Source organism: Dinoroseobacter sp. S375 (assembly GCF_049800775.1).
Taxonomy (GTDB): domain Bacteria; phylum Pseudomonadota; class Alphaproteobacteria; order Rhodobacterales; family Rhodobacteraceae; genus Dinoroseobacter.
In genome coordinates, this window is the sequence record NZ_JBNAFR010000005.1 from 70,897 (window position 1) to 86,072 (window position 15,176).

14 protein-coding genes are annotated in these 15,176 nt (G+C 65.6%); 9 read left to right on the plus strand and 5 right to left on the minus strand.

Translation table 11 applies throughout. The features are described from left to right. Positions 1 to 101: 101 nt before the first annotated feature. Both sseA and ACP150_RS12805 read left to right on the plus strand, forming a co-directional pair. The gene (sseA, locus tag ACP150_RS12800) at positions 102 to 953 is read left to right on the plus strand and encodes a 3-mercaptopyruvate sulfurtransferase (RefSeq protein WP_424967044.1); all 852 of its coding nucleotides are present in this window, start codon (positions 102 to 104) and stop codon (positions 951 to 953) included. An 8-nt stretch (positions 954 to 961) separates the two neighbouring features. Next, the gene (locus ACP150_RS12805) at positions 962 to 2,143 is read left to right on the plus strand and encodes an aromatic amino acid transaminase (protein ID WP_424967045.1); all 1,182 of its coding nucleotides are present in this window, start codon (positions 962 to 964) and stop codon (positions 2,141 to 2,143) included. Positions 2,144 to 2,348: 205 nt separating this feature from the next. Here ACP150_RS12805 and ACP150_RS12810 read toward each other — a convergent pair whose 3' ends face one another. Together ACP150_RS12810 and ACP150_RS12815 are read right to left on the minus strand one after the other, a co-directional pair. Further along, complete coding sequence (locus ACP150_RS12810) at positions 2,349 to 3,665, minus strand: ammonium transporter (protein ID WP_424967046.1); 1,317 nt, start codon at positions 3,663 to 3,665, stop codon at positions 2,349 to 2,351. A 33-nt stretch (positions 3,666 to 3,698) separates the two neighbouring features. Beyond that, positions 3,699 to 4,037, minus strand: coding sequence for a P-II family nitrogen regulator (locus tag ACP150_RS12815; protein ID WP_424967047.1), 339 nt, complete (start codon positions 4,035 to 4,037; stop codon positions 3,699 to 3,701). A gap of 280 nt (positions 4,038 to 4,317) precedes the next feature. Between ACP150_RS12815 and ACP150_RS12820 the strand changes: the two genes are divergently transcribed. Then, entirely contained in the window at positions 4,318 to 6,576 is a 2,259-nt protein-coding gene (locus ACP150_RS12820; RefSeq protein WP_424967048.1) for a transglycosylase domain-containing protein, read from the plus strand. A 66-nt stretch (positions 6,577 to 6,642) separates the two neighbouring features. Here ACP150_RS12820 and ACP150_RS12825 read toward each other — a convergent pair whose 3' ends face one another. Both ACP150_RS12825 and ACP150_RS12830 read right to left on the minus strand, forming a co-directional pair. Beyond that, the gene (locus ACP150_RS12825) at positions 6,643 to 7,266 is read right to left on the minus strand and encodes an MlaC/ttg2D family ABC transporter substrate-binding protein (protein WP_424967049.1); all 624 of its coding nucleotides are present in this window, start codon (positions 7,264 to 7,266) and stop codon (positions 6,643 to 6,645) included. Continuing rightward, positions 7,256 to 8,041, minus strand: coding sequence for an MlaA family lipoprotein (locus ACP150_RS12830; protein ID WP_424967050.1), 786 nt, complete (start codon positions 8,039 to 8,041; stop codon positions 7,256 to 7,258). The genes ACP150_RS12825 and ACP150_RS12830 overlap by 11 nt, the downstream gene beginning before the upstream one ends. A gap of 206 nt (positions 8,042 to 8,247) precedes the next feature. On the opposite strand from ACP150_RS12830, the gene ACP150_RS12835 reads away from it, so the two are divergent. The 6 genes from ACP150_RS12835 to ACP150_RS12860 all read left to right on the plus strand — a co-directional run bounded on the left by ACP150_RS12835 (position 8,248) and on the right by ACP150_RS12860 (position 14,130). Next, positions 8,248 to 9,987 carry a type I secretion system permease/ATPase gene (locus ACP150_RS12835; protein WP_424967051.1) on the plus strand — a complete coding sequence of 580 codons (1,740 nt, stop codon included), beginning with the start codon at positions 8,248 to 8,250 and terminating at the stop codon, positions 9,985 to 9,987. Continuing rightward, the gene (locus tag ACP150_RS12840; RefSeq protein ID WP_424967052.1) at positions 9,984 to 11,288 is read left to right on the plus strand and encodes an HlyD family type I secretion periplasmic adaptor subunit; all 1,305 of its coding nucleotides are present in this window, start codon (positions 9,984 to 9,986) and stop codon (positions 11,286 to 11,288) included. Before ACP150_RS12835 ends, ACP150_RS12840 begins: the two co-directional genes overlap by 4 nt. A gap of 27 nt (positions 11,289 to 11,315) precedes the next feature. Next, a complete protein-coding gene (locus ACP150_RS12845) occupies positions 11,316 to 11,783 on the plus strand; it encodes a RidA family protein (RefSeq protein ID WP_424967053.1) in 468 nt (155 codons plus the stop codon). Further along, positions 11,780 to 12,529, plus strand: a complete 750-nt coding sequence (locus ACP150_RS12850; protein WP_424967054.1) for a glycerophosphodiester phosphodiesterase family protein — start codon at positions 11,780 to 11,782, stop codon at positions 12,527 to 12,529. Before ACP150_RS12845 ends, ACP150_RS12850 begins: the two co-directional genes overlap by 4 nt. A gap of 84 nt (positions 12,530 to 12,613) precedes the next feature. Beyond that, positions 12,614 to 13,837, plus strand: coding sequence for a GNAT family N-acetyltransferase (locus tag ACP150_RS12855; protein ID WP_424967055.1), 1,224 nt, complete (start codon positions 12,614 to 12,616; stop codon positions 13,835 to 13,837). Then, entirely contained in the window at positions 13,837 to 14,130 is a 294-nt protein-coding gene (locus ACP150_RS12860) for a 4a-hydroxytetrahydrobiopterin dehydratase (protein ID WP_424967056.1), read from the plus strand. Before ACP150_RS12855 ends, ACP150_RS12860 begins: the two co-directional genes overlap by 1 nt. Here ACP150_RS12860 and ACP150_RS12865 read toward each other — a convergent pair. Next, positions 14,127 to 15,122 (minus strand): Hint domain-containing protein, encoded by a 996-nt coding sequence (locus ACP150_RS12865; RefSeq protein ID WP_424967057.1) that lies wholly within the window; start codon positions 15,120 to 15,122, stop codon positions 14,127 to 14,129. The two genes, ACP150_RS12860 and ACP150_RS12865, sit on opposite strands and share 4 nt — an antisense overlap. Between the last annotated feature and the right edge of the window lie 54 nt (positions 15,123 to 15,176).

Genomic DNA, 15,176 nt, shown 5'->3' on the forward strand with positions numbered 1-15,176 from the left:
TCCCACGGGAGGTCGCAGACCCCGCCCGTTGGCCTCTCTTGCCAGCGCGGGCTCCGCTCGTTACCCAAGGATGAGACCACAGCAGGACAAGGCCGCATCCCGTGTCACAAGACGATCCCAAGACCCTGGTATCCACCGAATGGCTGGAGGCGCATCTGACCAATCCGGATCTGCGCATCCTGGATGCGTCCTGGTATCTCCCCGATGCGCAGCGCGATCCCAAGGCCGAGTATGACGCCGGACATATCCCCGGCGCGCGGTTCCTGGCGATGGATGATGTGAGCGATGCGCGGTCGGACCTGCCCCATACCGCCCCGCCGGTCGAGAAATTCATGTCCCGCATGCGCGCCCTGGGCGTGGGCGATGGCCACCAGGTCGTGGTCTATGACGGCGCGGGGCTGTTTTCCGCCGCGCGGATCTGGTGGTTGTTCCGGCTGATGGGCAAGACCGACATCGCCGTGCTCGATGGCGGGTTCCGCAAATGGCAGGCCGAAGGCCGCGAGATCGAGGACCTGCCCCCGGTGATCCGGGACCGGCACATGACCGTGCAGCGTCAGGCCCATCTGATCAAGGACGTCACCCAGGTGGCCGCCGCCGCGAAGCTCGGCGTGCCGCAGGTGGTGGATGCCCGCTCCCCCAGCCGGTTCCGCGGCGAGGACCCGGAGCCTCGCCCCGGGCTGCGTGCCGGGCATATCCCGGGCTCCAGCAACCTGCACTATGCCAGCCTGCTGGCCGAGGACGGCACCATGAAACCGATCCCCGAACTGCGCGCAGCCTTCGAGGCGGCCGAGGTCGATCTGTCGAAGCCGGTGATCACGACCTGCGGCTCCGGCGTGACGGCGGCGATCCTCAGTCTCGCGCTGGAACGGATCGGTCACCGGGATCACAGCCTCTATGACGGCTCCTGGAGCGAGTGGGGCATGTATGACGGGCTCAAGGTCGCCACGGGCTGACCCCGCCGATGTTCGAGCGCCTGACGCCCACGGACCCGGACGCGATCCTCGCGCTGATGCAGGCGTTTCAAGCAGACCCGCGCCCGGGCAAGGTTGATCTCGGGATCGGCGTGTGGCGCGATGCCGATGGCCGTACCCCGGTCTTCAGCGCCGTCAAACGGGCCGAAAAGCGGATCTGGAAGCGTCAGGAGACAAAGACCTATGTGTCGTTTCGCGGCGATGCGGCCTTTCACGAGGCGGTGTCCAACCTGCTACTGGGGCCCGCGACCGATGGGCAATGGCGGGCGGCCAGCGCGACGACGGGTGGCACCTCGGCGGTGCAGACGGCCCTGACCCTGGCCCGCGCCGCCCATCCGGATCTGCGGGTCTGGATCCCGGCGGAGACATGGCCCAACCACTGGGTTCTGGCCCGGAGCCTCGGGCTGGAGACTCGCAGCTTTGCCTATATCGACCCCGACACGCAGGAGATCGACCGCGCGGGCCTTCTTCGCGATCTGGACCGCGCGCAGGCGGGGGATGTGGTCCTGCTCCATGCCTGTTGTCACAACCCGACAGGCGCCGATCCCGATGCGGAGCTGCAGGCGGCGATCGTCGCCAGCCTCGCCCGGACCGGGGCCGTGCCGGTCATCGACTGCGCCTATCTGGGCTTCGGGGCCACCCCGGAAGAGGACAGCGCGTTTCTGCGCCGCCTCAGCACCTTGCCCGAGGTCCTGATCGCGTTTTCCGGCTCCAAGAGCTTTGGGCTCTACCGCGAGCGTGTCGGGCTCTGCCTCGCATTGGCGGATGGGCCGCAGGCCCGGGATGTGGTCGAGAACCATCTCACCCGGATCAACCGCGTAACCTATTCCTTCCCGCCGGATCACGGCGCGCGCACGGTGACTGAGATCCTCGGGGATCAGACCCTGCGTACGGAGTGGCAGGATGAGCTCGGGTCGATCCGCGACGCGATCACCACGCACCGGGCTCGGCTGTCCGAGGCCCTGCGGATGCGCCTGAACACGGATCGGTTCGACCGGTTGACCCGGCAGAAGGGCATGTTCGCGATGCTGCCTTTGGGCGAAGCGCGCGTGGCAGAGCTGCGCAACGCGCATGGGATCTACATCGTGGGCGCGGGCCGGATCAACATGGCCGGTGTGACCGAAGAGACCTGCGCCACCGTGGCGGACGCGCTGGCAACTGTCCTGCGCTGAGCCGCGCCCCGCCCGCACCACCATCATCCCCAAAAGAAAACCGGGCCCTTCGGTTTCCCGAACGACCCGGCTCTGCACTGTATACAAAGAGACACACTAAACGACCCGAGGGCCAAACGCACATCACCAAATACGCGGTGATACTCTGATAAAAAGCCCGGGCGAAAAGACGCCCGGGGAGTGTTCAGGCTGAGTGGAAGGAGTCTCAGCCCTTGGAGAACTCCGGATAGGCTTCCATGCCCATTTCGGACATATCCAAGCCGTTGATCTCGTCTTCTTCGCTGACGCGGATGCCCATCACTGCCTTGAGGATGAACCACACCACGAGGCTGGCGACGAAGGTAAAGATACCGTAGGCCGCGATACCGATCAGCTGGGTCATCAGGCTTGCGCCCTCCTGATAGAAGACCACCGCGATGGTGCCCCAGATACCGGCAAAGAGGTGCACCGGGATGGCGCCGACCACGTCGTCGATCTTGAACTTGTCCAGAAGCGGCACGGTGAAGACCACGATCACGCCACCGACGGCACCAATCCAGAGCGCGCCGAACAGCGACGGGTCAAGCGGGCTTGCCGTGATGGACACGAGGCCAGCCAGAGCGCCGTTCAGCACCATGGTGAGGTCCGGCTTCTTGTAGAGAACCTGGGTCAGGATCAGCGCGGTCACCGCACCGGCCGCAGCGGCCATGTTGGTGTTGGCAAAGATGCGCGACACGTCAGAGACATCGCCCACGGTGCCCATGGCCAGCTGCGAGCCGCCGTTGAAACCGAACCAGCCGAGCCACAGGATGAACGTCCCCAGCGTGGCGAGGGCGAGGTTGGAACCGGGCATCGGGTTGACCTTGCCGTCCTTGTACTTGCCAAGGCGCGGGCCGAGGACAATCGCACCGGCCAGAGCGGCCCAGCCACCCACGGAGTGCACAACGGTCGAACCGGCGAAGTCAGAGAAGCCCATCTCGGACAACCAGCCGCCGCCCCACTGCCAGGAGCCGGAGATCGGGTACATGACACCGGTCAGAACCACGACGAAGATCAGGAAGGGCCAGAGCTTGATGCGTTCGGCCAGAGCACCGGACACGATGGACGCGGTCGCAGCGACAAACACCAGCTGGAAGAAGAAGTCCGAACCGATGGACGCATAGTCAAGCGCGGCATCCGCAGCGGCAACACCCACGGGATCCAGCACGGTCGGGACAAAGAAGCTGCCCACATAGCCGTTGAAATCGCCCGGATACATCAGGTTGAAGCCGATCAGCCAGTACATGATGGCCGCAATGGAATAGAGCGCGATGTTCTTGGTCATCTGCATGGTGACGTTCTTGGAACGCACCAGGCCGCCTTCGAGCATCGCAAAGCCCGCGGCCATGAAGAACACCAGGAAACCCGCCATGCAGAACAGCAGCGTGGTCATGATGTACGGGCCGATTTCGTCAAATGTCGGCGCGGCGGCTTCCTGAGCAAGTCCCAGGCTCGGCAGCGCGATCGCAGCGGCCGCCAGGGGAAGGAGCTTGGTTATTTTCATTATACGGTTACCCTCTGAAAAGAGACGCAGGCTTTACAGCGCGTCGTCGTTGGTTTCGCCCGTGCGGACGCGGACCGCCTGCTGCACGTCGAGAACAAAGATCTTGCCGTCGCCGATCTTGTCGGTCTTGGCGGTGGACTGGATGGCTTCGACCACCTGGTCGGCCATGGCATCGCCCACGACGATTTCAAGTTTGACCTTCGGCACGAAGTTCACGGCATATTCGGCGCCGCGGTAAATTTCGGTGTGACCGGACTGAGAGCCGAAGCCCTTGATCTCGGTGACCATCATGCCGCGCACGCCGATGGATGTGAGCGCTTCGCGCACCTCCTCCAGCTTGAACGGTTTGATTGCTGCGATGATGAGTTTCACGTCTTACCCTTCCTTAAGGCAGGTTCCCTGCGAGAGTTCACGGGCGCACAACAGAACGTCACGTGGGGCGGCTTCAATCCGACAGCGGCAATTCTCGACAACCTGAGGTTGTTGTCGCACATTTTTTGCACGATTCTGCGCGATAGCACATTTTTTGGGCAGTTGAAGAACGGAGAATTCGATTCCGACCCGTGCAAAATCGAGTCACGAAGGGTTACATTGCAACAGGGCGGAGACCCGGGCCCTTGCAGGGCGATGCAGAGCAGTACAGGCACCGCGTATGAGTTCAGATAACCGAAAACGGCCGGTGCTGCGCGCCGACCCGCGGCCTGCCGGACGCCCGGCCAAGGCCGCCAAAGCCAAGCCCAAACCAAAGCCCAAGGCGCCTCCGCGCAAGGCACCGGCCAAGAAGGCCGCGCCGCGCAAATCCGTGGCCCGCAAACCGGCCCCGTCGCGGAAACGGCGGCGCAGCGGTGGCGGCCCGCCGCCACGCGGCTTCTTTGCCCGCATCGGCTGGAGCATCAAACGGCTGATCGGCTGGATCTTCGGCGTGATCTTCGCGATCACCTGGCGCGGGATCGCGGTCCTGCTGCTGATCCTCGCAGGGGCCACGGCCTATCACTACTCGACGCTGCCTCCCGCGCTCGACCTGACGGATGCGCGGGTGCGGGGCTCGGTGACGCTTCTGGACCGGGAAGGCGACGTCTATGCCTGGCGCGGGGATCAGTTCGGCGGGATCATCACCGCCGATACGGTCTCGCCCCATCTCAAGAACGCGATCATCGCCACCGAGGACCGCCGGTTTTACCGCCATTTCGGGATCAGCCCGCGCGGCATCGCCAGCGCCGTGCGCATCAACCTGCGCGAGGGGCGCGGCCCGCTCTCGGGACATGGTGGCTCGACCATCACGCAGCAGGTGGCGAAACTTCTCTGCCTCGGGACCGACTTCTCCCCCGAAAGCGGGCAGACCGAAGCGGAATATGAGGCCGAGTGCCGCTCCGGCGGGATCTGGCGCAAGGTCAAGGAGATCCCGTACTCCATGGCCTTGGAGACGGCCTATACCAAGGACGAGATCCTGACCATCTACCTCAACCGCGCCTATCTGGGCGCGGGGGCCCGTGGGTTCGAGGCTGCGAGTCAGCGGTATTTCGGCAAGTCCGCCGCCGAGGTGACCCCGCCCGAGGCCGCGATGCTCGCCGGGCTGCTGGTCGCGCCCACACGATTTGCCCCGACCAATGATCTGGCCCGCAGCCAACGCCGTGCGGCCACCATCATCGGGTTGATGCAGGAGCAGGGCTATCTCAGCGATACCGAGGCCGCCGTGGCCCAGGCCAACCCGGCCACCCTGTCGGCCGCGGCCGAGCGTCTGGCAGGCGGGTATTTCGCCGATTGGGTGATGGATTCGGGGCCGAGCTTCCTGACATCGGAGACGACCGAGGACGTGATCATCCGCACGACCTTCGATCAGCGGATCCAGAACGCCGCCGAAGAGGCGCTGCAGTATGTCTTCGACACCAAGGTCTCGAAGGGCTCCAAGGCGCAGGCTGCCATCGTGGTGATGTCCGCCGATGGCGCAGTGCGGGCCATGGTGGGCGGGCGCAAGCTGCAGGTCTCGGGCGCGTTCAACCGCGCGACGCAAGCCCTGCGCCAGACCGGTTCGGCCTTCAAACCCTTCGTCTATGCCGCCGCGCTCGATCTGGGCTACCGGCCCAATGACCTGATCCTCGATGCGCCGCTGACGATCAACATCCCCGGCTCCGGCCCCTGGAGCCCGCGGAACTACACGGGCAATTTCTATGGCGAGGTGACCCTGACCGAGGCCCTGATGAACTCGCTCAACACGCCCGCGGTCCGGCTGTCCGAAGAGGTCGGGCGCGAGAATGTACGCAAGGTCGCCACGGATTTCGGCATCGCCCGGAAGATGGCAGATGGTCCAGCGCTGGCGCTTGGGGCTTCCGAGAGCACGCTCTTGGAGATGACGGCGGCCTATGCCGGGATCCTCAATGGCGGCAGCAGCGTGGCCCCCTACGGGCTGACCGAGTTGCGGCTTCTGGGGGATACGACCCCGCTGATGGGGCAGGCTGGCGGGATCGGCGAGCGCGTGGTGAGCCAACGCGCGGCGCAGGAGCTCACCTATATGATGTACCGCGTCATTGCCGACGGAACAGGCGGGCGCGCCAAGCTTCCGGAGAACCGGCAGGCGGCGGGCAAGACCGGCACGACGCAGGCCGCGCGGGATGCCTGGTTCGTGGGCTTCACCGCCGATTACGTGGCCGGGATCTGGATGGGCTATGACGACAACACGCCCCTGACTGGTGTGACCGGGGGCGGTCTGCCGGCGGAGATCTGGCGCGAGACCATGACCCGGGTCCATGAGGGGCGTCCGCAAAAGCCGCTGCCCATGACCCTGCCGCCGGCGCGCGCGCCGGAAGCACCGCAGGTGGTGCAATCCCGGCCCGATACGCGCGAGGATCCTATCCGCAACGCGGCGGAGCGGGTCATTCGCGATGTTCTGGGACAGATCCTCGGGCGGAACTAGGCCCTCGGCAGGAACGACGGGGATCGGTGGCGCCGCCCTGTGCCAGGGCGGCGCGGACGCGCCCCGTTACTGGGTGTTGCGCAGGTCGCGGATCATCGCGTCCAGATCGCCGCCATTGCGATCCAGAAGCGCGCCGATCTCGGCGCGTTCGGTGATCGCGAGGTTCACGCCTTCGATGATGATGTTGAAGAACCGGTCCCGCCCGGAGCGGTCCGACACAAGGAAGATCACCTCGAAGGGCGATTCGCCGCGCAGATAGGCCGTGCCCTTCACCTCGAAGAAACTGCGCACCGGGCGTGCGCTCTCGACATCGATCCGACCGCCCACGAATTCCTGAAACCGGCGCCCGTATTTGCGCGCGATATAGGGCGCGAATGCCTCGGTATAGGCGCGCCGCTGCGCATTGCTCGCGCTGCGCCATTCCACCCCGAGCACGGATTGCGCGATGATGTTCACATCCGCGTAGCGCTGAAAGATCTTCTCGAACTCGCGGTAGAGCGCCGGACCGGTCTTGCCGGAATTGATCGCCTTGTCGATCTCCTCCACGACCCGGCCCACGAGATCGGAGGCCTGCTGCGTATTCAGCGCCTGGGCCGGGCGGGCCCCGGCCAGGCCAAGCAGTGGCACCGCCGCCAGGGCGGAGACCGCGAATTGGCGCAAGAAGGTACGGCGAAGCAGGTTACTGGGCATAGGGGTCCTCGTAGGGGTCGAAGTACAAATCATCCGCGGCACCCGCCGCGCCGGCATCGCCGTCAGCAGACAGCTCGTAGGGATCGAGATAGTCCGGGCCCTCGGCGCTCCCAAGCATGAAGCGGCGGTTCTGCAGGTAAAAAATGCGTGTGGCGCTGTAGCTGTCGATGCTGTTGTAGAGCACATCGTCCACCACATTGGAGAATTCGGCCCGGTCCTTGAGCTGCTCGGTGGTGTAGAGCCCGGCGCGCACGGCCAGCGGGCGCGTGAACGACACGGCCTCGCCGATCGGGTCGGTCACGATGTCCACGGCCCGCCCGACAAGCCGGCGCGACGTATGCGGGCCCAGCAGCGGCACCTCCAGATAGGCCCCCTCGCCCACGCCCCAGACATAGAGTGTCTCGCCGAAATCGGTGTCGATTTCTTCAAGCCCCATGGCGTCGGCCACATCCAGCACGCCCAGCAGCCCGAAGGTCGTGTTCACGAGGAACCGGAAGGAGTTATGGGCCGCATTCTCGACCCGGCCCTGCAGCAGGTTGTTCATGATGCGCGAGGGCTGCTCGAGATTGTGGGTCGCGTTGCTGATCGCGTCGACCACCGGCTCGGGCACCACGGTGACATAGGCCCGGGACACATCGCGCAGGACGGCCTTGTCCAGCGTCTTGTTGAAGGTATGAACCCCGCGATTGGCGGGCTCCAGCGGGTCGATGATGTCACTGGCGTTCTGCGGCTTGGCGCAGGCCCCCAGGGCGGCAATCAGAACAAGACAGGACACAGGCCGCAAAATGCGGCGAAGAGATTGGGACATAGAACTCGGCTTCCGGGATCAGCAGCGACAATTGGCTTGCAGTATATACGCCTATACGCCCTTAGATAGGAAAGGCTTCGTGATTAGAGAAGCCACGTTAAACAAGTAAGCGTAAGAATCGGCAGAGCTCCGCCTTTCCGGGCGGTGGATCCGAAGAAGAACAGGGACACGTCATGGCAGCACGCAGACCGCCAAATGCCGGCAAGGGCAAGGAAGAACTGGGCGCAATCCGGCGCGCGAACATGCCGCTCTTCGGGTCGGTGTTCGTGTTCTCGATCTTTGTGAACCTGCTGATGCTGACCGGGCCGCTTTATATGCTGCAGGTCTATGACCGCGTGCTGGGCAGCCAGTCCGAAGAGACATTGCTGGCGCTTTCGGCGCTGGTCGCCTTCCTCTTCCTGATGATGGGCGTGCTCGACTGGGCGCGGGGCCGGGTGCTGGCCCGGGCCGGGGCGCGGATGCAGGACACGCTGGACCAGCGGGTCTTCTCAGCCTCCCTCCGCAAGTCCCTGCGCGAGGGGCAGACCACCGCCGCGACCGGCCTGCGCGACCTCGAAGCGATGCAGCGACTTTTGTCCTCGCCTGCCCTGCTGGCCGTGTTCGACATTCCCTGGACGCCGCTCTTCGTGGCGGCGATCTTCATCTTCCACCCGTGGCTTGGCTATCTCGCCATGGTGGGCGGGACCTTCCTGATCATTGTGACCGTGCTGAACCAATGGCTCACCAGCCGCCCGGTCAGCAAGGCGAACGAAGCCTCGGCCCGGGCCGAGATGATGTCACAACAACTCGCTGGGGGGGCCGAAACGGTCGAGGCGCTGGGGATGCGTGGCTCGGCCTTTGCCCGCTGGAATCAGGTGCGCAGCGCCTCGCTGACCGAGACGCTGACCTCTTCGGACCGGACGGGCGGCTTCTCGACCCTGACCAAGACCTTCCGACTGTTCCTGCAATCGGCGATGCTGGGCCTCGGCGCCTATCTCGTTCTGCAGGGGGAGCTGACGGCCGGCGCCATGATCGCAGGCTCGATCCTGATGGGCCGTGCCCTCGCCCCGATCGAGATGGCCATCGGCCAATGGCCGCTGGTGCAGCGCGCCATGAAAGGGCGGCGCGACCTGATCGAGCTGCTGGATACGATCCCCCCGGATCCCGAACGGACCCCCCTGCCCAAGCCCAAGGCGCGCCTCGCCGTCGAGCAGTTGATCGTCGTCCCCCCGGGGGAGGCACAGGCCGCCCTGCGCAGCATCTCGTTCACCGTGGCCCCGGGCGAGGCCTGCGGCGTGATCGGGCAGAGCGGCGCGGGCAAGTCGACGCTGGCGCGGGCCCTGACGGGGATCTGGCCAGCGGCGGGCGGCAAGATCCGGCTCGACGGCGCGTCCCTCGACCAGTTCGGACCGGATGTGCTGGGCACCCATATCGGCTATCTGCCGCAGCAGGTGGTGCTGTTTGACGGCACGATTGCCGAGAACATTGCCCGCCTCGCGACGCAACCCGATGCCCAGGCCGTGGTGGATGCCGCGAAGCGGGCCGACGCCCATGAGATGATCCTGAAGCTGCCCAAGGGCTATGACACCCAGATCCTCGGCAGCCAGACCAAGCTGTCCGGCGGCCAGATGCAGCGGATCGGGCTGGCGCGCGCGCTCTATGGCGACCCGGTGCTTCTGGTGCTGGATGAGCCGAACTCGAACCTCGACAATAGCGGGTCGCAGGCCCTGAATGCCGCCGTCGCGCGGATGAAGAAGGACGGCAAGGCCGTGCTGATCATGGCGCACCGCCCCGCCGCGATCGAGCAGTGCGATACGCTGCTCGTGCTCGAAGGCGGCTCGCGCAAGGCCTTCGGGCCCCGCGACGAAGTCCTGAAATCCATGGTTTCGAACCACAAGGAAATCCTCAAGAAAGCTGCCGGAGGCGTGTCATGAGCCCCTCATCCCGCAAATTCCCCGCCCGTCGCCAATTGCTGATCGGCGGTTTGACCCTCGCGATTCTGGTCGGAGGGTTCGGCACCTGGTCCGTCATGGCCAATATCGCCGGGGCCATCATCGCGCCCGGCCAGATCGAGGTCGATCAGAACCGGCAGGTCGTGCAGCATCCCGATGGCGGCGTGGTCCAGAACATCGCCGTGGACGAGGGGGATACGGTGGAAAGCGGTGCGCTGCTGATTCAGCTCGACCCGACGCTTCTTCTGACGGATCTCGCGATTGTCGAGGGGCAGCTTTTTGAGCTGATGGCCCGTCGCGCGCTCCTCGTGGCGGAACGGGACGGGGTGGATGAGGTGGTCTTCGACGATGCGCTGCTGCTTGCGGCGGCGACGAGCGCCGAGATTGCCGATGTCATGGCCGGGCAGCGCCGCCTTTTCGAGGCGCGCAACACCTCGATCCAGACCGAAACCGAACAGCTCGCCCGCCGCCGCTCCCAGATCGACAACCAGATCGAGGGCATCACCGCGCAGCAGGTGGCCCTCGGCAAGCAGCTCGACCTGATCGAACAGGAACTCGCGGATCAGCAGAGCCTGCTGGATCGCGGTCTGGCGCAGGCGTCGCGCGTCTTGTCCCTGCAACGGGAACAGGCCCGCCTGCTCGGCTCGGTCGGGGAACTGACCGCATCCAAGGCGGAATTCGGCGGTCGGCAGACCGAGATCGACATCGAGATCCTCAAACTGACCACCTCGCGCCGGGAAGAGGCGATCGCCCGCCTGCGCGACACCCAGGCCCAGGAGCTGGAATTGCAGCAGCAGCGCCACGCCCTGCGCGAGCGGCTGAGCCGGCTTGATATCCGCGCGCCTGTAGGCGGCATCGTCTATGACCTGACGATCTTTGCCGAACGCTCGGTGATCCGGGCGGCGGAGCCGGTGCTGTATCTCGTGCCGCAGGACCGGCCCCTGATCATCACCAGCCGGGTGAACCCGATCAATGTGGACGAAGTCTTTGTCGGGCAGGAGGTCAACCTGCGCTTCTCGGCCTTCGACCAGCGCCGCACGCCCGAGCTCAAGGGGGAGGTCGTGAGCGTCTCGCCCGACGCCTTTATCGACGAAACCACCGGCGCGTCCTTCTACCGGGTCGAGACCGCTCCGCAGGAGGGTGAGATCGAGAAACTCTCCGGGCTCGACCTGATCCCGGGCATGCCGGTCGAGGCCTTCATCCGGACCGCCGATCGCACCCCGATCGAGTATTTCGTGAAACCGCTCAGCGACTATTTCAATCGCGCCTTCCGTGAGGGATAAACGACCCGAAATCACGGGAGACTGAGCATGGCCACCACTTTCGAAGACCGCCTCGCCGCCTTGGGCGTCACCTTGCCCGAGGCCGCCGCGCCCGCGGCCAATTACGTGCCCTTCGTCCAGGTCGGCGATCTGGTCCATGTGTCCGGGCAACTGCCCATGGCCGATGGAGAGATGATCAAGGGCAAGCTCGGCGCGGATCTGGAGGCCGAGGCAGGCGCCGAGGCGGCCAAGCGGTGCGCGATCAACCTGCTGGCGCAGGTGCGCGCGGCCTGTGATGGCGATCTTGAGCGGTTCGTGCGTGTGGTCAAGCTCGTGGGCTTCGTGAACTCGACCCTCGACTTCGAGGACCAGCCCAAGGTGATCAACGGCGCGTCGGACTTCATGGTCGAGGCCCTCGGCGATGCCGGGCGCCATGCGCGCTCCGCCGTCAGCGCGGCCGCCCTGCCCTTCGGCGTCGCGGTCGAGATCGAAGGGATTTTTCAGATCCGCCCATGACCGCCCTGCCCCAAGCTTTCCTGGATCGGCCCCTCGCGCATCGTGGTCTCCATGACGAGCGCGCGGGGATCATCGAGAACAGTCCGAGCGCCATGGCCGCCGCCGTCGCCCATGGTTATGGCATCGAGTTGGACGTTCAGGTCACCCGGGACGGCGAGGCCCTGGTGTTTCATGACGCGCGGCTGGAGCGGTTGACCGGGCAGGACGGCCTCGTCCGCGACCACACGCTGGCCGAGATGACCCGGTTTCCCCTGCTGGGCGGGGACGAACCCTCTGCCTCGCTACGCGATGTGCTGGCAATGGTGGACGGGCGCGTTCCGGTCCTGATCGAACTCAAGAGCCAGCCGAGCGAGGACGCGCCCGAGGACGGCACCCTCGCCCGCGCCGTCGCCCGCGCCCTGTCGGGGTATGACGGGTTGGCGGCCACGATGTGCTTCAACCCGCAGGCCGTCGCCCCCCTGCGGCAGGCCGCCCCGGATCGCGCCCTTGGACTGGTGACCGAGGATTTCTCGACCCTGCCCTATCTGAGCGCGGCGCAGCAGGATCACCTGAACAACATGACGGATTTCGACGCGGTCGGAGCCAGTTTCATCAGCCATGATTGCAAATCCCTCCACATGGCCCCGGTTCAGAGCATGAAGGCGCGCGGTGTTCCCGTTCTGACATGGACCATCAAGAGCCCCGAAGATGCCCAAGCCGCCCTGAAGACCGCCGACAACATCACCTTCGAGGGATACCTGCCCTGAGCGCACCGCATCGGACCTGCGCAGGGTTGACCCCCCTCGCCCCGGGGCCATCTTTGACAGCAGAGCCCGATGGTGAAAGCTTCGATGATCCCAGATCCCGCCCCCGAGACGCCCGCGCCCCCCGATCCTGACGAGACCCGCGTCGAGATCAGCGTGATCCACACGCTGGCCGAGATCGCGCCGGAGGTCTGGGATGCCTGCGCCTGCCCCGAGGCCGCCGATGGCGGCCGCCCGGCGGATCCGTTCACGACGCACAGGTTCCTGTTCGCGCTGGAACGGTCCGGCTCGGTCGGCGCCGGCAGTGGCTGGGGCCCGCGCTACCTCGTGGCGCGCGCGGCCGAGACGGTGATCGCGGTCGCGCCGCTCTATGCGAAGTCCCACAGCCAGGGCGAATACATCTTCGACCACAATTGGGCCCATGCCTATGAACGCGCGGGCGGGCGATACTACCCGAAACTGCAGGTCGCGGTCCCCTTCACCCCGGCCACCGGGCGGCGGCTGCTCGTGCGCCCGGGCTACGAGACCATCGGGCAATCCGCCCTCGTTCAGGGCGCGGTGCAGGTCGCGGTGGAGGCAGAGGTCAGCTCGCTCCACATCACCTTCTGCACCGAGCAGGAGGCCCGCGCGGGCGAGGCGATGGGTCTGATGGCACGCACGAGCCAGCAGTTCCACTGGGAGAACCGCGATTACGGGCAATTCGACGACTTCCTCGCCTCGCTCTCGTCACGCAAACGCAAGAATATCCGCAAGGAACGCCAAACTGCCCAGGCCTTTGGCGGCGAGATCGTGCAGCTTACCGGCGACGACATTCAGCCCGCCCATTGGGATGCGTTCTGGGTGTTCTATCAGGATACGGGCGCGCGCAAATGGGGCACGCCCTATCTCACACGGCGCTTCTTCGACATCGCGCAAGAGACCCTGCGCGACGACATGATGATGGTCCTCGCCCTGCGCGACGGTGTGCCCATCGCGGGTGCGCTGAACTTCATCGGTCGCGACGTGCTCTATGGGCGCTATTGGGGCTGTATCGAGGATTACCCCTGCCTGCATTTCGAGGCCTGCTATTATCAGGCCATCGATTTCGCCATTGCCCAGGGGCTCGCGACGGTCGAGGCCGGGGCCCAGGGGGCGCATAAGCTTGCGCGCGGCTACCTGCCGACCCAGACCCATTCCCTGCACTGGGTGCGCGATCCGGGCTTTGCCGATGCGATCCGCACCTATCTGGTCGCCGAGAAGGACGCGGTGGACGAAGAGATCGAAGTGATGACGGGCTATGGCCCGTTCAAGAAAACCCTGTCGGAGGACTGATGGCTGAGAAACTGACCCCTGAGACCCGCGATGCGGAGCTGGCCCCTCTTCTGGCGACGGGATGGGCGCTGGTCGATGGGCGCGACGCCATCGAGAAGTCCTTCGAATTTGCGGATTTCACCGCCGCATTCGCCTTCATGAGCCATGTGGCGCTCTGGGCCGAGAAATGGGATCACCATCCGGAATGGTTCAACGTCTATCGCAAGGTGGACGTGACGCTGAGCACCCATGATGTGGGCGGTCTGTCCGATCTCGATATCAAGCTCGCGACCAAGATCGACGCGCTGGCCTAGGCCGCGAGCGGCGCGGCCTGCGCCGCGCGATCCGCGCCGATGACCAGACGCCCGGCCACCACCGCCTCATGGGCGCGCAGAACCCGGCGCGCGCAGGGACCGTAGCCCGCGATGAAGGCGGCAAGATCCGGAAAGGTTTCGAACGCGCTCTCGGTGCGGGCGGGACCGAAGGCGCGCATCCCCTCCTCGCCGGGATGAAAACTTTCGCTCGGAACACCCTCGGCAAAGACGATCTCGTGTCGGGCAAAGAGAAGGTGGACATAGGTCACCTGCATCCGCGGCGCGGGCGCGACGCTCACTCCGTTGACCAGATGGCAGGCCGCGGCCAGCACCTCCTCCTCTGCGAGCAGCAGATCCAGCCGCCCATCCTGCAGCAGCATCCGGTGCTGCGGCGACACGAAAAGCGGGCGCGTGCCGCCAAGGGCTTCGGGCGCGAAGCGGATCGGCGCGGCCGCGCCGTCGCCGGGCAGGGTGAGCTGCCCGACCCAGAGCAAGCGCTGCGCCCCATGGTCCCGTGTCAGCACCAGATCGCCCGCGCGCAGCTCCTCGACCGGGACCTCACCCTCGGGCGTGGCGATCAGGGTCCCCGCGACGAAACAAGGCGCCGTGATCGAACTGACCGGGACATCGGTGCTGCTGTTGACCCATTTGCTGCCCGTGGCCTCGCCATCCTCGAGCTGCGTGCCATCGGTGGCCATGAAGATCTGGCTGCCATCGGAGAGGTAGAAGGTCACGCCTTCGACCACTTGCTCCCCATCGCCGAAATCCACGCCCACTGCATCGCCAAGGTAGGATGCAGTGACCTTGGACCCGTTGATCGTGTCACCGGGGCCGATATCGCCATCGCCGTCCTGATCCACCAGCTTGAGATCCATGACCTTCAGGTCCGTTCCCTCGGGCAGGTAATAGGCGTCATTCGGATAGCCCACACTGGAATAGCTGTGGTCCGAGGCGTCATCCTGCGTCGCGAGAGATTTGGATTTCTTGGGCAAACCGGCATCCCGATGGTGCCTGCCGCGCAGGCGTGTTCAGGATCTGTTCTAGAC

Excerpts from the sequence above, each read along its gene's own strand:
- ACP150_RS12805 (WP_424967045.1), top strand. The coding sequence starts at position 962 with ATGTTCGAGCGCCTGACGCCCACGGACCCGGACGCGATCCTCGCGCTG.
- ACP150_RS12810 (WP_424967046.1), bottom strand. The coding sequence starts at position 3,665 with ATGAAAATAACCAAGCTCCTTCCCCTGGCGGCCGCTGCGATCGCGCTG.
- ACP150_RS12820 (WP_424967048.1), top strand. The coding sequence starts at position 4,318 with ATGAGTTCAGATAACCGAAAACGGCCGGTGCTGCGCGCCGACCCGCGG.
- ACP150_RS12825 (WP_424967049.1), bottom strand. The coding sequence starts at position 7,266 with ATGCCCAGTAACCTGCTTCGCCGTACCTTCTTGCGCCAATTCGCGGTC.
- ACP150_RS12835 (WP_424967051.1), top strand. The coding sequence starts at position 8,248 with ATGGCAGCACGCAGACCGCCAAATGCCGGCAAGGGCAAGGAAGAACTG.
- ACP150_RS12840 (WP_424967052.1), top strand. The coding sequence starts at position 9,984 with ATGAGCCCCTCATCCCGCAAATTCCCCGCCCGTCGCCAATTGCTGATC.
- ACP150_RS12845 (WP_424967053.1), top strand. The coding sequence starts at position 11,316 with ATGGCCACCACTTTCGAAGACCGCCTCGCCGCCTTGGGCGTCACCTTG.
- ACP150_RS12850 (WP_424967054.1), top strand. The coding sequence starts at position 11,780 with ATGACCGCCCTGCCCCAAGCTTTCCTGGATCGGCCCCTCGCGCATCGT.
- ACP150_RS12855 (WP_424967055.1), top strand. The coding sequence starts at position 12,614 with ATGATCCCAGATCCCGCCCCCGAGACGCCCGCGCCCCCCGATCCTGAC.
- ACP150_RS12860 (WP_424967056.1), top strand. The coding sequence starts at position 13,837 with ATGGCTGAGAAACTGACCCCTGAGACCCGCGATGCGGAGCTGGCCCCT.